The organism is Spirulina sp. LEGE 11439, assembly GCF_059821285.1.
The window spans coordinates 19,692-38,066 of record NZ_JCAMRX010000022.1 but is presented as its reverse complement, the minus strand read 5'-3'; the positions used below and the strand labels follow the sequence as shown (position 1 = coordinate 38,066).

General features: G+C 40.0%; 15 protein-coding genes. 8 read left to right on the top strand and 7 right to left on the bottom strand.

The window, feature by feature from the left end; genetic code table 11:
- Positions 1 to 56 precede the first annotated feature (56 nt).
- Positions 57 to 1,640 (top strand): NAD(P)H-quinone oxidoreductase subunit 4, encoded by a 1,584-nt coding sequence (locus tag AC6RV6_RS15600; protein WP_500241795.1) that lies wholly within the window; start codon positions 57 to 59, stop codon positions 1,638 to 1,640.
- 63 nt (positions 1,641 to 1,703) lie between these two features.
- Here AC6RV6_RS15600 and AC6RV6_RS15595 read toward each other — a convergent pair whose 3' ends face one another.
- From AC6RV6_RS15595 to AC6RV6_RS15580, 4 genes are all read right to left on the bottom strand, one after another.
- On the bottom strand, positions 1,704 to 1,874 hold the full coding sequence (locus AC6RV6_RS15595; RefSeq protein WP_500241794.1) for a hypothetical protein: 171 nt from the start codon (positions 1,872 to 1,874) through the stop codon (positions 1,704 to 1,706).
- 202 nt (positions 1,875 to 2,076) lie between these two features.
- On the bottom strand, positions 2,077 to 3,315 hold the full coding sequence (locus tag AC6RV6_RS15590) for a glycosyltransferase family 4 protein (RefSeq protein WP_500241793.1): 1,239 nt from the start codon (positions 3,313 to 3,315) through the stop codon (positions 2,077 to 2,079).
- A 4-nt stretch (positions 3,316 to 3,319) separates the two neighbouring features.
- Positions 3,320 to 4,846: a hypothetical protein gene (locus AC6RV6_RS15585; protein ID WP_500241792.1), complete on the bottom strand. Its 1,527-nt coding sequence runs from the start codon at positions 4,844 to 4,846 to the stop codon at positions 3,320 to 3,322.
- Complete coding sequence (locus AC6RV6_RS15580) at positions 4,843 to 5,853, bottom strand: glycosyltransferase family 4 protein (RefSeq protein ID WP_500241791.1); 1,011 nt, start codon at positions 5,851 to 5,853, stop codon at positions 4,843 to 4,845. The genes AC6RV6_RS15585 and AC6RV6_RS15580 overlap by 4 nt, the downstream gene beginning before the upstream one ends.
- Before the next feature lie 125 nt (positions 5,854 to 5,978).
- Here AC6RV6_RS15580 and sbcC point away from each other — a divergent pair, with 125 nt between their 5' ends.
- On the top strand, positions 5,979 to 9,011 hold the full coding sequence (sbcC, locus tag AC6RV6_RS15575; protein ID WP_500241790.1) for an exonuclease subunit SbcC: 3,033 nt from the start codon (positions 5,979 to 5,981) through the stop codon (positions 9,009 to 9,011).
- A 357-nt stretch (positions 9,012 to 9,368) separates the two neighbouring features.
- Positions 9,369 to 10,961, top strand: a complete 1,593-nt coding sequence (locus AC6RV6_RS15570) for an ATP-binding protein (protein WP_500241789.1) — start codon at positions 9,369 to 9,371, stop codon at positions 10,959 to 10,961.
- Positions 10,962 to 10,985: 24 nt separating this feature from the next.
- Here the strand turns inward: AC6RV6_RS15570 and AC6RV6_RS15565 are convergent, their stop codons facing one another.
- The 3 genes from AC6RV6_RS15565 to AC6RV6_RS15555 are packed head-to-tail and all read right to left on the bottom strand — an operon-like array spanning position 10,986 to position 13,791.
- Positions 10,986 to 11,813, bottom strand: a complete 828-nt coding sequence (locus AC6RV6_RS15565; protein WP_500241788.1) for an SDR family oxidoreductase — start codon at positions 11,811 to 11,813, stop codon at positions 10,986 to 10,988.
- A gap of 41 nt (positions 11,814 to 11,854) precedes the next feature.
- Positions 11,855 to 12,703 carry a phosphatase domain-containing protein gene (locus tag AC6RV6_RS15560; protein WP_500241787.1) on the bottom strand — a complete coding sequence of 283 codons (849 nt, stop codon included), beginning with the start codon at positions 12,701 to 12,703 and terminating at the stop codon, positions 11,855 to 11,857.
- A gap of 2 nt (positions 12,704 to 12,705) precedes the next feature.
- Entirely contained in the window at positions 12,706 to 13,791 is a 1,086-nt protein-coding gene (locus AC6RV6_RS15555) for an RNA ligase (protein ID WP_500241786.1), read from the bottom strand.
- A gap of 67 nt (positions 13,792 to 13,858) precedes the next feature.
- On the opposite strand from AC6RV6_RS15555, the gene AC6RV6_RS15550 reads away from it, so the two are divergent.
- The 5 genes from AC6RV6_RS15550 to AC6RV6_RS15530 all read left to right on the top strand — a co-directional run bounded on the left by AC6RV6_RS15550 (position 13,859) and on the right by AC6RV6_RS15530 (position 18,352).
- Complete coding sequence (locus tag AC6RV6_RS15550; RefSeq protein ID WP_500241785.1) at positions 13,859 to 14,689, top strand: MOSC domain-containing protein; 831 nt, start codon at positions 13,859 to 13,861, stop codon at positions 14,687 to 14,689.
- 250 nt (positions 14,690 to 14,939) lie between these two features.
- Positions 14,940 to 15,092, top strand: coding sequence for a hypothetical protein (locus tag AC6RV6_RS15545; protein WP_500241784.1), 153 nt, complete (start codon positions 14,940 to 14,942; stop codon positions 15,090 to 15,092).
- Between the two features lie 514 nt (positions 15,093 to 15,606).
- A complete protein-coding gene (locus tag AC6RV6_RS15540) occupies positions 15,607 to 16,764 on the top strand; it encodes a hypothetical protein (protein ID WP_500241783.1) in 1,158 nt (385 codons plus the stop codon).
- Positions 16,754 to 17,755: a glycoside hydrolase family 24 protein gene (locus tag AC6RV6_RS15535; protein WP_500241782.1), complete on the top strand. Its 1,002-nt coding sequence runs from the start codon at positions 16,754 to 16,756 to the stop codon at positions 17,753 to 17,755. Before AC6RV6_RS15540 ends, AC6RV6_RS15535 begins: the two co-directional genes overlap by 11 nt.
- Positions 17,756 to 17,779: 24 nt before the next feature.
- Positions 17,780 to 18,352, top strand: a complete 573-nt coding sequence (locus AC6RV6_RS15530; RefSeq protein WP_500241781.1) for a hypothetical protein — start codon at positions 17,780 to 17,782, stop codon at positions 18,350 to 18,352.
- Positions 18,353 to 18,375 lie beyond the last annotated feature (23 nt).

Genomic DNA, 18,375 nt, shown 5'->3' with positions numbered 1-18,375 from the left:
ATAACCCATTCCCCATTCCCCATTCCTTATTCCCTATTACCCATTACCCAACACAAATGGAACATTTTCCTTGGCTAACGACCATTATTTTGTTTCCCATTATCGCCGGATTGTTCATTCCTTTAATTCCGGATAAGGATGGCAAAACGGTGCGATGGTATGCCCTAATCATCGGATTAATTGATTTTGCCCTCATCATTGCTGCCTTTTATACCAGCTACGATCTCTCTAGTCCCGAGTTGCAATTGGTCGAGCAATATACATGGGTCGCGCAACTCGATCTAAAGTGGTCCGTAGGAGTAGATGGTTTATCCATGCCCCTCGTGATTCTTACGGGTTTTATTACCACATTGGCCATTCTGGCAGCTTGGCCGGTGACGTTAAAACCCAAGTTTTTCTATTTCTTGATGTTGGCGATGTACGGCGGACAAATTGCCGTTTTTGCCGTTCAAGATATGCTCTTTTTCTTCCTCGTTTGGGAGTTGGAATTAGTCCCCGTTTACCTGATTCTGTCGATATGGGGTGGAAAAAAGCGCCTTTATGCGGCGACGAAGTTCATTCTCTACACCGCAGGCGGCTCCTTGTTTATCTTGGTGGCGGCCATGACCATGGCCTTTTATGGGGATACCGTCACCTTTGATATGGCTGCGATCGCGGGCAAGAATTTCCCTGTAACGCTACAACTCTTACTCTATGGCGGTTTCCTCATCGCTTATGGAGTCAAACTGCCTATTTTTCCCTTGCATACATGGCTACCAGATGCTCACGGAGAAGCCACGGCACCAGCCCATATGTTACTGGCAGGCATTCTCTTAAAAATGGGCGGCTATGCTCTCATCCGCATGAACTTGGGAATGCTGCCTGAGGCTCACGTTAAGTTCGCTCCAATTTTAGTGATTCTCGGGGTTGTCAATATTGTTTACGCGGCACTCACTTCCTTTGCCCAGCGCAACCTAAAACGGAAAATCGCTTATTCCTCTATTTCTCACATGGGTTTCGTTTTGATTGGTATGGCTTCCTTTACCTCTTTGGGGTTAAGCGGTGCGGTGCTGCAAATGATTTCCCACGGGTTGATCGGGGCGAGTTTGTTTTTTATGGTGGGCTGTACCTACGATCGCACTCATACCCTGATGCTGGACGAGATGGGGGGAGTCGGTCAGAAAATGCGGAAAGTCTTTGCCATGTGGACGACTTGTTCTTTTGCCTCTTTAGCTCTGCCCGGAATGAGCGGCTTTGTGGCGGAATTAATGGTCTTTGTGGGCTTTGCGACCAGTGATGCCTATAGCCCCACTTTTCGGGTCATTGTGGTGATTCTGGCCGCCGTTGGGGTCATTCTGACTCCCATCTACCTCCTCTCCATGTTGCGGGAAATTTTCTACGGCAAAGAAAATAAGGAGTTGGTGAAACACGAAGCCCTCATCGATGCGGAACCGCGAGAGGTGTTTATCATTGCCTCCCTGTTGATTCCCATCATCGGTATTGGATTATATCCTAAAATTGCCACCCAGATTTACGATGCGACCACCACGCAACTCACGGGTTATTTACGGGGGTTTGTGCCGGCTTTGGTACAGCCTGCACCCATCTCCGAGGTAGAACCCGTAGCAATTTTGCGATCGCCTCCCATCGAATCCTGTTAAGGTAAATTTAAAGTTGGTTGTTCGGACAGCGTTTGTCGCGCTGTCTTTTTTTTGCCACATATCCTAGAATTCAGTCCGAAAGAAGTTCTTCATCGCTCTCAGGACGTTAACTTCGGGATGATCGATCGCCTCGAAAAATGTCTCTTTCCCCACTGCTTTGACGATCCGAACGATTTTACCGAGCCAGTTGCGATCGCTTTTTCGGCAATGGCTGACTTTTCGCTGAGGGGGCAAATACTTCGAGAGCTGCTCGAGCAACTCTTGGATTTCTTTGGCAGCACTGGCTAGATCTTGATGTGAGTTTATATTAACGTCAGTTCGATGAGATCAAAAAAGGAACGATATTAGGAATTCTCTCCCAATTGTAACGCATTTTGAATATTGGAAAAGACACAATTCAGTTCCTGTTTTTTATATCTCACTAAGTTCGTTCGTATTATGTTTTCTCATTCATTACCTTTAACACCAAACTCGACAAACGATCGCGATACAATTTCCATGTTAATTCCTCGGCTTTTTTCCGTGCAGCCTTGCCCATTTCTACCAATTCTTGGGGATGATCGTAACACCAAGCAAGTTTTTTTTGAATGGCTTCCGTATCGCGAATGGGAATAATAAATCCTTCCACACCATCAGTAATAATATCGCTTCCTCCAGCATTTTCCGTGGTAATAATAGGAATACCGCAAGCCATCGCCTCTAATAAAACTAACGCTAAACCCTCTACTAAAGAAGGAAAAACAAAGACGCTAGCAGAACTATAATATTGATTCAGCGTTGCGTGAGGAACTGAGGGAATATAGCGAAAAGAATCTTGATATTGTCCCAAATAGCGATCGCCGATTTCATTCATGCCTACTAATAACAATTCTGCATCGATTAAGTTCAGCTTTTGCCATGCTTGCAAGAGATAATGAATGCCTTTTCTCGCTCCTACTCGCCCTACAAATAAAGCACGAAATTGTTTATCTTTCTTCGGTTGTGACTGGAAATAGTCGTGGGGAGAACCGAAAGGAATAATATTTATTTTCTCTTTTTGAACGCCTGCATTTGAAAGCGATCGCGCTACAGCAGTCGAAGGAACAATGATACAGTCAGCCAGAGCAATTTCTTGTTCTTTTCGCTCCAACTTCCACGCAGGTTCTTGAATGGATTGCAAACAATGAGCAAGTTCAGGGAATAATTCGGCTTCTTCTTGTTGAATTTTTTGGCTTTGGCGATAAAATACGATCGGCAGATCGTAAAAGCATTTAATCTCTCGTTGTTTGGCAACAGAAAAGGTGCTAGCAGCCCCATCTTCATAGGCGTAAACCCCTGTTAGTCCTGTCAGATGTTTTCTCGCCACTCGCCTATCTATAGACACATAAACCCAGTCTGCGAGACTTTGTGAATTGAGTCCCAAACGATGATTCAAACCCATGCGAAGGAGTAGAATTCGTAGGATTTCTTCAACGGGATAAGTTTTTAAAAACCTATTTTCTGGCGGAATCCAAGTTCGTCGCCCCAATTCGCGATCGCCAGCCTGGAAAAATTTCTGCAAAAAATGAGCTAAATTCCCATCAGGATTGTAAGCGATCGCGGTAATAATTTCCTGAAGTAAGCCGATTTCCCAGAGTGCGATCGCAGCATTGCGCGCAAAAGGATTACCCGTAGGATGAATAAGAGTAATTGCCATTGAGTTATTGGTTATTTCCTATTGATAATTGTTCTTCACGCCAATTTTCCACTCGTTCGAGCCAAGGTAACAAGAAAATAAAACTTGTATATAACCAATAATAGAGTCCAAAGCTATTGTGATACACCATCTGATTGATAAATAAAATGGATTGAATCAAAACTGCAGCCAAAGCTAAATCTCGTAAAAAGGGGCGTTTTAGTCGGGTAAAAATCAAAAATAAAGCAATAATAAAACCAATTCTCATGCCATACCATAAGAGAAAACCAATGGGACCCAATTCGATCGCAACTCGTCCCATTTCCGGCTCAATTTCAATAGGAGGAGGAATTCCGGGCGGCAAATCAAAAACAGCCCTTAGAGATCCGGCTCCAGCATGAGTTGCTCCCGCACCATAACCATCTAAATCTGTCAGTTTAATAAAATCAAAAGGTCCAATAAAACCCAAGCGAATGCGTTCGGATAGATCGGCATTGGAACTCATTCGCGTCCAAAATGCTTCGAGAACTTGGCGGAATAAAATCACAGCAACGCTGGCAGCAACAGTCAAAAAAGGCAGCAAACGACCCAACCAGAGAAAGATTTTTTCGGGTGTGCTTAAAATGCGAATTCCATAATATCCAGTCATAAATAATATTGCAGCAATAACAGGAGTTCGCGATCCGGTCATAAAACAATTCAAGCTAATCAGAAAAACTTGAATATAAATTAAAATACGCCAAAGAGATGATTGTTTGACAGACAATAAAGGAATTAAAAGACCGAAGCAAGCAGAAAGATAACCTTGATAACTATTCAGATAAGAAAATGTCCCCGTAATCCGAACATTGCGCGTTCCCGCAAACCCAAATGTTGCGATCGCTTCATTGCGTCCGGGAATATATTGATTAATCGGACTATCAATGGGGCTAAAAAATTGTACAATTCCTAATAGTCCTACGGGAATTAGTAAAAATAAATGATTGCGGAGAAAGATAAAAAGCTCTTCTTCCGAGCGAAATAAACTGGGCATCATCCAGATCAAAGGAATATAGAAAAGATAGGATTTTAAACCTAAAATCCCAACAATAGGGGAGCCTAAGTTAGGATTAAAGGCTTGAAAAATGCACCACCCCGAGGCAACTATAATGGCAATATTGACAAAGTTATTTTTAATCGGAAATCTTTGTTCGCCTTGGGGAAATAAATAATAGCGAAGATACGCACCCAGCAAAACAAAATCTTTGAAAAAATAAATAAACTCACTGGCTTGTGGTAAAACCCATTTACGAATTGCTCCATCGATGACCAGAATAAAAAAAATAGCTTTTACAGACCTGCGCCAATCACGAAAAGAAACGTAGATAATTGTAAATAAAATGATTAGTCCGACAAGAGCTTTGAGCAAGAATAATCCTCCCTCATCCGATAAGATTTCACTATAAATTCCATATTCATCGATCGGGTTTGAGCTTCCCAAAGAAATATCATTATGTTGTATGGACAGATAAATGAGCAGTACGACAATTAATAACCCAATCGTAATTTTCACGCGAGAACCGCCTTAAATCTCTGTAAATATCTTTGCGCCACCGTGTTTTTTTGATGGCGTTGTAAATGTTGTTTTGCATTTCTTCTGTACTTAGCAATTTTATCGGGATTTGTCAAGAATTCAGCTAAAATTTTGGTCAGGTTGGCGCGATCGCCATTAGGAAAAGTCTCACCACAGTCGGAGATCGCCTTTTTTAACCCTCCTCCTTGCGATCCCACCGCAACACAACCACAGGCTATCCCTTCTAAGGCTACGATACCAAATGGTTCTTGCCAGCGAGAAGGGATAACGAGAATTTGATGAGCATTGAGAGTTTTTGCAACTTCTGTGGGGGAACAAACCCCCAGAAAGCGAACTTGTGCATCAATTTTTAATCTTTTGACTTGCTGTTGCAAGCGTGTTTTATCGACTCCTTCGCCAATAATAGTTAACTGGGGAACGAGTCCTTGTTGTTTGAGATCGAAGAGAGAATCGAGTAAGAGATCGACTCCTTTATCCGATACCAATCTTCCCACAAAAACCAATTCTTTTTCGCGGGAAATTTCTGGGATTTCTCGGAAGATATTGTCTTGATAAGGGTTATGGATAACTGTTGATGAGACGGGAAGATGCAAGGCGATCGCTTCACTAACGCAAATATTAGTCGCAAAACGAGTCAGCCAAAGTTTGAGGCGATCGGCTAAAACAATACTCCCATCCGGACGGTTATACCAAGTATGATGAATGCAAGCGAGGGGTTTGGGTTGCAGAAACTCTAACCAGAGTCCTTTGAGACTAATACAGCTTTGCAGATAAATATCGCACCACTGCATCAATTTTAATTGTTGTTTGACCCCAGGCTGACGAAAGACTTCAAAAGGAAAGGGTTTTGAGTTGCGATCGGGGGTTTGAGAAATTAATTTTACCTCCGCCCCCAATTGCACCCATTCTTCTGCTAACATCCCAGTAACGCTCTCTACACCACCAACACTGGGATAAAATAAGGGGGAGTAAATGAGAATTTTCATCTGAATTTTTGATTTTCATCGTAAAGCGTACAGTTGTTTTGCTATTCTAGGTTTATTGCGATCGCACTCTTCTCATTATCTCGTCTGGCGGTCATTATCTGTATTATCCAAATTTTTGCAATCTAATGATACCTCTACAACTGATTCTCAAAAATTTCCTCAGCTATCGAGAAGCTAAATTAGATTTCCAAGGTTTGCATACCGCCTGTATTTGTGGTTCAAATGGGGCGGGTAAATCATCTCTTCTAGAAGCTATTACTTGGGCGGTTTGGGGGAAAAGTCGAGTCGGTACAGATGATGTGATTAATGCAGGAGAGAAGACCGTTCGAGTTGATTTTACCTTTATTGTCAACCAAGAAACCTATCGTATCATTCGCAGTCGCCAACGAGGACGTAGCACGGATCTTCAGTTTCAAATTCAAACCGAATCAGGAAGATTTCGCCCTTTGACGGGGAAAGGTGTTAAACCGACGCAAGAAAAAATTGTTAAAGATATTAAATTAGACTACGATACCTTTGTAAATTCTGCTTATTTGCGTCAGGGACGGGCGGATGAATTTATGCTTCGCACTGCCTCGGAACGCAAAAAAGTGTTGGCGGATTTACTCAAATTAAATCGGTATGAAGAGTTATCTATCAAGGCAAAAGATACTTCCAAAGAATTCAAAGGTCATGCCGATTATATGGAGCAAAGTTTGCAACCTCTAGAACAAAAAATAGCACGAAAAGGAGAAATTGAGCAAGAAAGAAAGACTCTTGCTACAAAATTAGAGGGATTGCAAGATCTGCAAGATATAGATAATCAAAAATTAAAAACCTTGCAAATGGCGGAACACGATCGCGACAATGAAGAACAGAAATTAATTTGGCAGCAAACTCAATATCGCAATATAGTAGGAGACTGCGATCGCCTCCTGCGAGACCGAGAAGAAATTAAAGTAAAATTAACACAAACTGAGAGTTTCTTACAGCGAAGTGAAGAAATAAAACGAGGCCATCAAGATTTAAAAACATGGCAAAATGAAGAGGAACAACTTGCCGACAAACTTCGAGAGTATCAAAGCACAAAAGAAACCAAACGACAACGAGAAGCAGAATTAATTCAACAGAGTAACGAAATCGAAATGAAAATTCAACAAGTACAAACTCAATTAGATAATCTTTCTCAACAAGAGGAAGAAAATAAAACAACTTTGGCAACCTCAGAAGAAGTCGATCGCGGCTTAGAAAAATTACAATCTCATCGCCAGCATGTTCGGAAATTGGAACAGCTTAAACTACAAGTTACACCTTTATTACAACGGCGTAATGACTTACAAATTGAGATTGAAAGAGTACAGGCACAATTAAACGCCAAACTCGAACAATTACGGTTATCTCAACAAGAACTTGCCGATCGTATTGCACGAATTCCCCAACGCCGTCAAGAGTATTTAGAAATAGAAGCAAAAATCATAGAATGTGAGAATACAAAGAATTATCAACAGCGAGTTCAAGATAAAGGACAAGAACAAAAAATCATCAAAGAACGCTTGCAAGAAAGTCAGCGTTCTTATGAAGAACAGATCGAAAAATCACAACAAAAATTAGCACTATTACAAGTTCCCGATGCGACTTGTCCACTCTGCGATCGTCCTCTTGACGAACATTATCGCAGTCATGTTATCAGCAAAACTCAAAGCGAACAAGAGAAAAATCAACAGCAAATTTGGAGGATTCGCGAACAAATAGCAACTTGTGAAGGCGATTTAAAAGGATTGCGAGAAGAATACGCTCAACTCACACGAAAAATTAATGCTTATGGCGATCTTCAGAATAAAAAAGGACAATTAGAAGCGGAGTTAGAAACAGGAGATGAAGATTACGATCGCCAGCAAGATATTGTCGTAGAGATCGAAGAGAGAGAACAATCCTTAAAAATAGGAAATTACGCCCTCGATCTGCACGCAGAATTGCAAAATCTCGATCGCGAAATTGCCCAACTCGATTATGATGAACAAACCCTTGCTCTCGCACGCGGAGAAGCCGATCGCTTGCGACATTGGGAGATCAAACAGTCGAAAATTAATGATGCACGACGCAAACAAAAAGACTTCAATACCAGAAAACCTGAATTGTTAAAACAGCGCGATCGCTGGCAAGAATCTCGCGATTGCCTGCACCAAGATTCAGAGATTCAGCAACAAATTCACCAGATAGAAGCTAAAATTACGGCCATTGGTTACGATCGCGATCGCCATGAAATCGCCCGCCAAACTTTGCAAAAATTAAAAGCACAAGAATGGGATCTCCAATATTACAAACTGCAAGAAGCAGCAAAACAGTTACCTCAATTACAAAATGACTTAGAAGAAATTCAAACGCGACTAAAAATTCGAGAAGGCGATCGTGACAAAATCAAGCTAGATTTAGATGAATTGGTCGCGAAAATGCAACAGATCCCCGACTATCGCAATGAAATCAAACAATGCGATCGAATTATTCAACAACGACGACAGGAATTAGACGAACTTTTGGCAAAACAAGGAAAACTACAGCAACAATTAACTCAACTACAAGAAACAAAAATTCAACACCAGAAAACGAAGGAACGGTTAAAGGAGGTAAATCGGCAATATCGCATCTATCAAGAACTCTCGAAAGCCTTTAGTAAAAATGGCATTCAAGCCTTGATGATTGAAAATATTCTCCCTCAATTAGAAGCACAAACCAATCAAATTTTAGCGAGGCTAACCGGCAATCAACTGCACGTTCAATTTGTCACCCAAAAGGCGAAAAAAAGCGCTAGCAGCCGCAAAAAAGCCAATAATACCATTGATACTCTCGAAATTGTTATTGCTGATGCCCGAGGGACTCGTACTTATGAAACTTATTCTGGAGGAGAAGCGTTTCGCATTAACTTTGCTATTCGTCTGGCTTTGGCTAAGATGTTAGCACAGCGATCGGGGGCATCGCTGCAATTATTAATTATCGATGAAGGCTTTGGGACCCAAGACGCAGAAGGATGCGATCGCCTCATTGCAGCGATTAATGCGATCGCATCAGATTTTGCTTGCATTCTTACCGTCACTCATATGCCTCAATTTAAAGAGGCTTTTCAGCATCGTATTGAGGTTCGCAAAACGGAAAACGGCTCTCAATTACATCTTTTAAGTTAGCAAAAAAACACCCTTTGCTAATTGTGAAATACACCAATCGCTATAGTATTTCTTTGTGGTATCTGGATAAATCAGCGATCGCTAGATTTGGCTGGAATGAATTCTTGGCAAAATTTGCATAAATTCTTTGCGAAAAAGTTCACTTTCGTATAAAGTGTGACATTAATGCAGCAAAATTCTTGCTAAATTTAGGGTGTTGACGAGTTGGTGAATTCGTTGAGTTTTTTTCTCTCTGACTCCACAAAAAATAGATCGAAAAGTGATTCGAACTGTAAAAATAGTTTAGTTGATTTTTTGCTGCGTGCATCTATTAAGTTTATTAAGATTCAAATTGGTTGTCAACTTTCAGGTTTATTCGTGTTAACAAAATATTTAGATATAGAACATGTAACGGCAATCCGAGAAGTAAATGCCGCAGTCATTAATATTAGCGGAAGACAGCGAATGCTTTCTCAAAGAATAGCATTCTTGTCAATTAGATTACTTGCTTTCTCCTGTCAAGATAAACGAGAAGCTATAAAACAAGAGTTAGTTGAGCTTGTCGATTTAATGGAAAGTTCCCATAATGGCTTACTCTACGGCAATCCCGCTCTAAAATTACCCGGAAATCTATCGCCAGAAGTTGCCGATATTTATTTTGCAATGCCTTTTCAACTAGATCGAGGAATTCGATCTTTTGTGTATACAGTTCGCTGTTTGATACAAGCTCAATCGGAAACATTGGACATAAATAATGACTACTTGAAATATATTCTAGAAGAAGCCGATCGTAATTTACTCACAGCACTAGATCGTGTTGTCAGCCAGTATCAAAAAGAACAAGAAGAACAGGATATTAGCATCGGTCAATATCAAGCCAAACTGTATCAAAAAAGCCGTCAAGCTGAAGCTAGAGCGCGATATCGGGCTGAAGAATTAGAAGGTGCGCTAGAAACTCTCAAACAAATGCAACTACAACTCATTCAAGCCGAAAAAATGTCAGGCTTGGGTCAATTAATTGCTGGTATTGCTCACGAAATCAATAATCCTATTACCTTTATTCATGGTAATATTAATTATGCGGAACGCTATATCCAAGATATTCTCGAAGTTATCGAACTGTATCAAAAAACTTATCCTAGTCCCAGTCTCGAAATTCAAGACTTATTAGAAAAGGTTGAATTTGATTTTATTGCAGCAGATTTGCCCAAAATCTTACAATCCATGCTCCTCGGGACGAGTCGTATTCGTGATATTGTGGTGTCCTTACGAAATTTTTCTCGTTTGGATGAAGCGTCGATGAAAAAAGTTGATATTCACGAAGGAATTGATAGTACGTTATTCATTTTACAGCATCGTCTTAAATCCACAGATAAACAGTTTAAAATTGAGATTTACAAAAAATATCATTGTCAGTCTCTTATCGAATGCCATGCAGGGCTTTTGAATCAAGTTTTTATGAATATTCTTAGTAATGGTATTGATGCGTTAGAACAACACCGAAGCATTTTCATTCAAGAAAAACGTACCCCTGAGATTACTATTGAGACAACTTTATTAGAAGGCGATCGCGTAGAAATTTGCATTCGAGATAACGGCCCGGGAATTCCGGAAGCGATCGCCCAAAAATTGTTTGAGCCATTTTTTACCACTAAACCGGTTGGCAAAGGGACGGGTTTGGGTCTTTCTATCAGCCATCAAATTATTGTCGAACGCCATCAAGGGACATTACAATGCAGGTCTAAATTAGGTGAAGGAACAGAATTTGTGATTACTTTTCCGTCTTTACAAGAGAACCACGTAACTCAGACAGAAGCCAAGACTCAAAATTCAAATTTAGTATCTCAAAAAAAGAAGATTGAAAATATGGCTGATTCGATCGCGATCGCACAAGATGGCTTGAATTCAGATTCGCAAGACTTAAACGTTCAAGATAAGGCGTTAAAAGATATTGAACTCGCTGCAAGTTAAAGGTAAAATAGAGTAAAATGAATTTCAAATTATTAACTGAGGATAGAGGAATTGAAAGCCGGCTGCTTTGATTTTTTGAGTAGAAACGCGAACATTATAAGGATAAGATATCTCTTGTTTATCCCATGCGATCGCAGGTAAATTGTAGGCTTGACAGACGCGATCGAGGAGTTGTCGTCGAGGGATTTGTTCGTCACAAACTAAATTATAAATTCCTCCTAATTGTTTTTCGCAAACAAAATCGATCGCCTTGACAATATCGTCTAAATACACCCAGTTAGAAATATTTTCACCTTTTCCTGCCAAAGTTTGACCTGCAACGCGCTTAAAAATCTTGGCAATTTCGCGATCGCGTCCATAAATACCTCCCAAGCGTAGAATGCAAATTTTACGGGTTTCTGTTGCAGCCGAAAGTAGAGTATTTTCTGTTTCCCAGAGAATCTGACCTTGGATAGAAGTCGGAGAAACAGGAAAAGATTCATCAACGAGATCTCCATCGCGATCGCCATAAACCGAATAAACTCCCGTATAAATAATCTGCCGAACTTCTGGAACTTCTGGCAAGAGATCGACAATATTTTGTGCGGTTTTTAGATAAGTCTGGCGATAGATATCTTCCCGTCGCGTTTTTGCACCAATACTCAACAGGATAACTTCTTGACCTCGTAAAACAGTTTTTAACCCTGCTAGATCGTCTCCTTTTACGACTAAAACTCGATCGGCGATCGCGGATAATTCAGGAATGCGATCGGGTTGCGTCGTCGTCACCGTCACCGTAAAATCTTGCTTTCGCCAACGATGTGCGACCTCACATCCAACATAACCACAACCAATAATTGCTACATTTTTCATGTTTAAGGATTCCTTTTTAATTTTAGCTTTGAAGTTTGCATTTAAAAATCACCTTCGGCAACTTGAAAGACTGTTAACCCCAAACTGCGCCACATTTCTACGACTTGATTTCGGTCGTCTAAAATGAAACGAATATTATATTTTCCGGCAATATTTTGACGATAAATTTCTTCTTTAATAATTGAGTCTTTGCGCTGATCGCCTTGTTTTCGTAGATAAATTTTAGCATAGTTCACGCCATATTTATTTAACCATTCTTCTGTTTGAGCTTGGCCGTCATCTGTACGACCGGAAAGAATAATAATCTGGGTGTCTTTTTGCCATTTCAAAACTGTATCTACTACGGGAAAATTAGGCAAATCTCCGCCACATTTTGAGACATCGTAAGGACTGCGATCGTTGATAATGGCTAAAGTTCCATCCATATCTACCATAATCGCATCGGGAAGATCGGGATCGCGATCGGGGATTTGAGGACGAGGGCGAATATAACGATTATACATCTTCATAATCACATCTTTTCCTACCGATCGCGGTCGTTCTAAATCCCGACGAATACATTCTTCTACAGGAACATCTAAGAAAGAATCATTGACCTCAACTTTGGCTTTTCCTTTGACTAATTCTTTAATATGGTTGACATGATGTCCGAAATTTGTATCGTCTATAATGACGTGCTTTCCGGCTTCTAATGCCATCAAAATGATTTCGTCTCGTAACTTAACAATAAATCGTTCATTTTTTTGCGACCAATAGGAAGCATGGGCCATTTCTCGCAATGAATCTTTATTCGTTCTCACCCAACGTCCGGGATTTTCCAATAATAATTCTTTGGCGTAAGTAGATTTTCCCGATGCGGGTAAACCAATTAAAACTAAAACTTTTTTCATGTTTAAACTCCTAGAGAAACGTTCTCAATTTCTAATAATTGTTCGACTTTAGGCAGAGATGTTTTTTGCAAAGACTCTCGAATACTAGCAGATTTTCCCGATCGCAAGGCAAATAAAATTCCTGAATAAGGTAAATGCTTAATGCTTAAGGCAAAATCTTTCTGACTGGCAATATCCTTATAGCGATCGTATTCTGCTGTGATTTTGTCCGCAAAGTCATCATATTTTTGTTGAATATTGCGATATATTTCTGTCCATTCGGGATAATAGGAAAGAAATTCATCGCCTTCATGCTTGAGGATAATTTCTAACATTCTACGCGTCGAAAATCCTTGTCGAAAATGTGAGAGTGCGACATATTCAGGGGATTTAACTTTAACGCGACGAAAGGTGCGATCGCAAATAACATATCCTTCAGAATCCATTGGATCTAAATATTTTGCCGCTTCTAAAATTTCTGACCAATTGCTTAACGGATAAGTTTTTACTAATTCCCAATTATATCGATCTGTCCAAATTTTTGGTTCTTCTTCTCTCAGGGTTTTAATATTGCGAACGCCGTGTAAAGCCAATCGATTAGACTCTTGTTTAACAACAATCCGATTATACGGAGTCATGAGTTCAAAACTGAAACAATACTCCGTCTCTTCTGGTAAAGAATAGCCGAGTTCTTGCCATACTTTCCAAAATAACTCCGTAAAGGTAAAGGGAAAACCATTAACGTTTCCTGTTGCATCTGGCGTGCCGCTAGATTGAACTCGCCACTCGCGATCGTAAAAATAGAGAACCATCAAAGAGCCGTCTAATTTGTCGTAAACTGTCGCATTATGCCAATCAATTTCGACGGCATTGGGTTCGCCATAGTTAAAAAATTTATTGTAAGAATAAGAAACAATTTGCCAATTTTTACCCTCATCAACAATAATACCTCGTGACTGCTGGACGATCTTCTCTTCCATCGGGGAATCGATCTGGGAGTATTTCAAACAGACCAAATTAGGATATTGATAGTGACGATTTGCTTTAATATGATATTGATGACATAAATTTTCCAAGCCGCGATCGCGCAGATACTCTATCAATTTCATTCCCGTTTTGCAAAACGACAGCATTTTCTATTATAAACTATTCTCAACTGTTAACTTTCAACTCTTGATGCACATTTGCGAACTCGCTATCTATCCAATTAAATCTTGTCGCGGTATTTCTCTAGATGCGGCTGAAGTTACTCCCAAAGGATTTCTCTGGGATCGCGAATTTATGATAACCGATGCTGCGGGCAAATTTCTCACTCAGCGCCAATATCCTCAACTGGCATTAATTGAGGTGAAAATTGAGGGAGAAAATATCTCATTATCCGCACCTTCTCATCCTGCAATCTCATTGGCTACCACGATCGCAGGAGATGAAATTGAGGTGCAAGTCTGGCGCGATCGCCTCATCGCGATCGACCAAGGCGATCGGGTTGCCAACTGGCTGCAATCTGTCTTAAAAACACCTCATTCCTTACGTTTAGTCCGACAATCTCCCCAGTATATTCGTCCCGTTAATCCGAATTATACCCCTCGAGAGAATGCTCCCGTTAGTTTTGCTGACGGCTATCCTTTCTTAATTACAAATACTGCATCTTTAGAGGAATTAAACCATAGATTAGCAGCAATCTATCCCGATCGCTCTCAAACTGTTCCCATGAATCGTTTTCGTCCGAATATTGTGATTGAAAGCGATCGCGCTTTTATTGAAGATGAATGGCAAGTTTTGCAAATTGGAGAGGTTATTTTTGATTTGGTAAAACCTTGCGATCGCTGTATTGTCACCACTACCGATCAAATGACCGCACAACGCAATGAATTGCGCGAACCTTTAAAAACCTTGGGTACATTTCGACGTTTTGGCAAAGAAGGAATTATGTTTGGTGAAAATGCGATTCCGCGAAAGGCAGGATCGATTAAAATAGGTGATAAAGTCCAAAATTTAACGAATTAAAGGGGATCTCGGCAGCGATCGCGATCGTTTTTAGACGATTTAGATACAAATCTAAGCAAAACTTAAAGTATTATCTCGAACACCTTGAACTATTATTGCTTCACGCAAAGTATTGCAAACATATTCAAATAAAAATTGCAAGATTGAGGAATCTGAAGCAGTTAATGTGAGTAAACCTTGATAATGAAAATAGAAATCCAGAAGCAACGATTTCTACTTAAACATCTGATTTGACATGGAGGTCAGAATTATGAAAATTGGAAAAACGATTGCCGAAGTCAGTCGATTCATCTCTGAAGCATTTGCGCGTATTTTCAGTCCTACGGATGATATGTATCCCGCTATTGGCGTACAACCTTTTTCCGGCGATCCTTATGATAAACACCAACATTTTGATTGGTAAGTTGAGACGATCTTGCAATTTATCAAACAAAATTACTCGGATAATTAAATATTAAAAAGGTGGAGTTATACTGTATTTCTCCATCTTTTTTGTTGATATTTTTAGCGATCGCTAGCAACTCAAACAACAGACAAGGCGATCGTATTATCGCACTACGCAAATCATGAAGAAAGTTGACCACAGAGTCCCAGAGGTACACAGAGAAGGATACTTTGTTCTAGCTTAATACTGTGAGCCTAAATAGCCTCATAAAAAATATATTCCTGATTTATATTTCTGGTTTAAAGGGTATAATATTTCCTTTACTTCCAACCCCGATCGCTATTGAGGAAGCAAGATCGCGATCGGAAAATTTCAGACTTGACACAATAAGTTTTCTTGTACTATATTAGAAGTGTTATAGCTTTCTCTCTCTGAGATATTGCCAAAAGATAGATAACTTTTTCAAAAAAGTTATCGGATTTTCTATCTTCATTATTTTGAGATTTAATTTCCTAGAAAAGCGAGAAAAACGATGAATTACTCTAATCATTCTAACTCTACTACTTATGATGTAAATGAGCAGAAAATACAATCCGATCTCGATGATTTTCAATTTTCTGATGATGAAATTATCGATGCTGATATTATTGAAGAAGAGCAAGATAATTATCCAATCAATTCTGATTCCTTTAGCGATCGCACGCAACAGCAGCAGCAGGAAACCCAACATCAAACGCCATTATCTCGCCCTTATCTCCAGCAAGTTGTTCGACAGATAGAGCGACTTGAATGGAAGCACGATCGCTTGCAAGAGCGATTTAAAAAAGCAAGTTTTGAAAACCGAAAGCAAGTTTTTCAGCTACTTTATGAAACTGATAAGCGTATTGGGAGAAAATTTCGTAGATTTCAAGATAAATTAGAAAAAATAGAGATTAAAATTGATGGCTTATTAGCAGAGCAACGTGCTAAAGAATCGCGACGAACAACTTTGATTTTGCTCAGTATTTTAGTGGCAGGTGTTGCCTATATCACTATTGTTTATCCTTTGGTAAACCAAAGGCAGAATTCTCAAAACTCTCCTACTGAAGATACTTCTAAGGCAATTCCAAAAAATACTTTAGATACTGCAAGCAAACCCAGCAATCTACAATTTTTTTTTAACAGTTCGGTGTTAGCTGTAACCCCAAAAAGAAAAAATAGAATTCGCGGGAGAGGAAAACAAAGTTATGTAGTTACCGATACCTATCGCACGCGATCGGTTCATCCCAGTACCGGTAAAAAAAGCCATCCAGATTGCTTGCATAAAACCCCAAAAGATATCGATCGCGAAAATATTAAAGGTTGTATTATTCATCGCGGTGTGGACATTGGGATGCCCATAGGAACACCATTATCTGTGATTGCTCTTCCCGGTATAAAAGCAAAAGTTGAATGTTTAAAACAACCTCCTTGGGGTATTTATAGTAAAATTACCAGTGCTTCTTTACCTAACTGGACATTCATTTCTCATCATCTAAAAACTTGCCGTCCGGGAATTTATCAAGCTGGTGCTATTTTTGGCAGTACGGGAACAGCAGGAACAGGTCCACATTTGCATTTTGGCACGCAATATTATGGCGATTGGATTGCACCTCCTTTAGGCTTTATCGAATGGAATTTGCGAGGAGAAAAGCCAAATCATGAAACATAAAAAATCTACTATCGATCGCTGCGATCGCTTCTATCATATTTTAGTTAAAAGATTAACTCGAAAGCAAAAAAGAACGAGACACGATCGCCGCTATAAAAAGACGAAAACGGCTTCTGACTGGTCGCTTTCGATGAGTATTTTAACGCTGACCATGTTATTCTGCGTTCTCAAAACCCCCACGCTTTCTCCTTTGATTGAAGCCGTACAGGAAAATATTGCTTCCGTTCCCAATATTTTTAGTTTTTTAGATTGGAAAGTCTGGAAAAGTGATGAGTTTTTTCAGTCTCTCGATCGCATTTCTTTGTTAGCGATCGCACCACAACAAGCAACTCCGATGAACCCGCAGAACTTTAAGCGATCGTGTTTTTCCGAACTCCTCTCTCGCCAACAATTGGTAGGAGATGGGTTGCTGAATGGATTAAGCGATTATCAAATTAAGAAAACGTGTATTTATATGGCTCGAATCCGAGCTTTTTTAGACACAATTAGTTGGGCAGAAATAGGAAGTCTCGGCGAGGCTTCTTATACTGTTATTGTTTTTAAAGGCGGTAATCGAATCAAGAATTTTTCGACTCATCCTTTTGTGGGAGGAGGATGGGTCGCCAATCAAAATTGTGCTTTTATTAGACGTGCGAGAAAACGAGTATGTAGTTCTGCAAGCGGACGCTACCAGATCATGGATTTTAATTATCGTAGTTTAACTAACAATGGCATTATTCGAGATTTTACCCCCGCTTCTCAAGATAAAGCAGCGATTTATTATCTCCAGCAAAAAGGAGTTATCAAAAATATTGCTTTTGGCGATTTTGAAAAAGCAGCTTGTAAAGTTGGCGGTCACTGGGCTTCTTTTCCTTGTAATAATTATAGACAGCCGCAAAAAAAACTTCAGCAATTACGATATATTTTCGATCGCCAAGTCGTTAAATATACGATTGGATTTGATGAAATCTTCCAAGAACTCAAGAAAACACACCTTTCAGCATCAATTTGAGCGATCGCACTAAATTCTGCAACCATGACAACAAACGAACGAGAAATTTTCCTTGGTAAATACTTGACATTATACGAGTTTTGTACTTGTACAAAGACCTATCAAAACTATGCCGTCAAGATTGTACCTTTTCCCAAAAACCCGGAAAGCATCACCGCGATCGCAGATCTCAATCGTTATATTATCGACCCGATTATCGATCGTTTCAGTCTCGAAAAATTCCACCTGACTTACGGTTTTTGCTCTTCCGATTTAAAACGCTATCTCAATCAAAAAGATCCCCTGACAGGTGAAAAAAATGGGCGCGTTACCCCTTCTCTCGACCAACATATGGCACTCGAAAAAAATCGTAATGGGAAATATTACTGCGATCGCCTCGGCTCTGCTTGTGATTTCTTCATTGAGGATGTTACCAGCGATACTGTTATTGATTGGATTTTAGAGCAGCATTTACCCTTTGATTCCTTATATTACTACAATGAAAAACGCCCCCTTCATATCAGCTACGGACCCCAACACAAGCGATCCATTTGGACATTTAACTCTACCGGACAACCTACCCGCAAAGGGATACAACATTGGCTAAAGAAAAATTAAAATAAAAAGGACGTGCCTGCATC

What these genes read in the sequence shown, in the direction of transcription:
- AC6RV6_RS15600 (WP_500241795.1), top strand. Translation starts at nt 57, where the DNA reads ATGGAACATTTTCCTTGGCTAACGACCATTATTTTGTTTCCCATTATC.
- AC6RV6_RS15590 (WP_500241793.1), bottom strand. Translation starts at nt 3,315, where the DNA reads ATGGCAATTACTCTTATTCATCCTACGGGTAATCCTTTTGCGCGCAAT.
- AC6RV6_RS15580 (WP_500241791.1), bottom strand. Translation starts at nt 5,853, where the DNA reads ATGAAAATTCTCATTTACTCCCCCTTATTTTATCCCAGTGTTGGTGGT.
- sbcC (WP_500241790.1), top strand. Translation starts at nt 5,979, where the DNA reads ATGATACCTCTACAACTGATTCTCAAAAATTTCCTCAGCTATCGAGAA.
- AC6RV6_RS15565 (WP_500241788.1), bottom strand. Translation starts at nt 11,813, where the DNA reads ATGAAAAATGTAGCAATTATTGGTTGTGGTTATGTTGGATGTGAGGTC.
- AC6RV6_RS15560 (WP_500241787.1), bottom strand. Translation starts at nt 12,703, where the DNA reads ATGAAAAAAGTTTTAGTTTTAATTGGTTTACCCGCATCGGGAAAATCT.
- AC6RV6_RS15555 (WP_500241786.1), bottom strand. Translation starts at nt 13,791, where the DNA reads ATGAAATTGATAGAGTATCTGCGCGATCGCGGCTTGGAAAATTTATGT.
- AC6RV6_RS15550 (WP_500241785.1), top strand. Translation starts at nt 13,859, where the DNA reads ATGCACATTTGCGAACTCGCTATCTATCCAATTAAATCTTGTCGCGGT.
- AC6RV6_RS15545 (WP_500241784.1), top strand. Translation starts at nt 14,940, where the DNA reads ATGAAAATTGGAAAAACGATTGCCGAAGTCAGTCGATTCATCTCTGAA.
- AC6RV6_RS15540 (WP_500241783.1), top strand. Translation starts at nt 15,607, where the DNA reads ATGAATTACTCTAATCATTCTAACTCTACTACTTATGATGTAAATGAG.
- AC6RV6_RS15535 (WP_500241782.1), top strand. Translation starts at nt 16,754, where the DNA reads ATGAAACATAAAAAATCTACTATCGATCGCTGCGATCGCTTCTATCAT.
- AC6RV6_RS15530 (WP_500241781.1), top strand. Translation starts at nt 17,780, where the DNA reads ATGACAACAAACGAACGAGAAATTTTCCTTGGTAAATACTTGACATTA.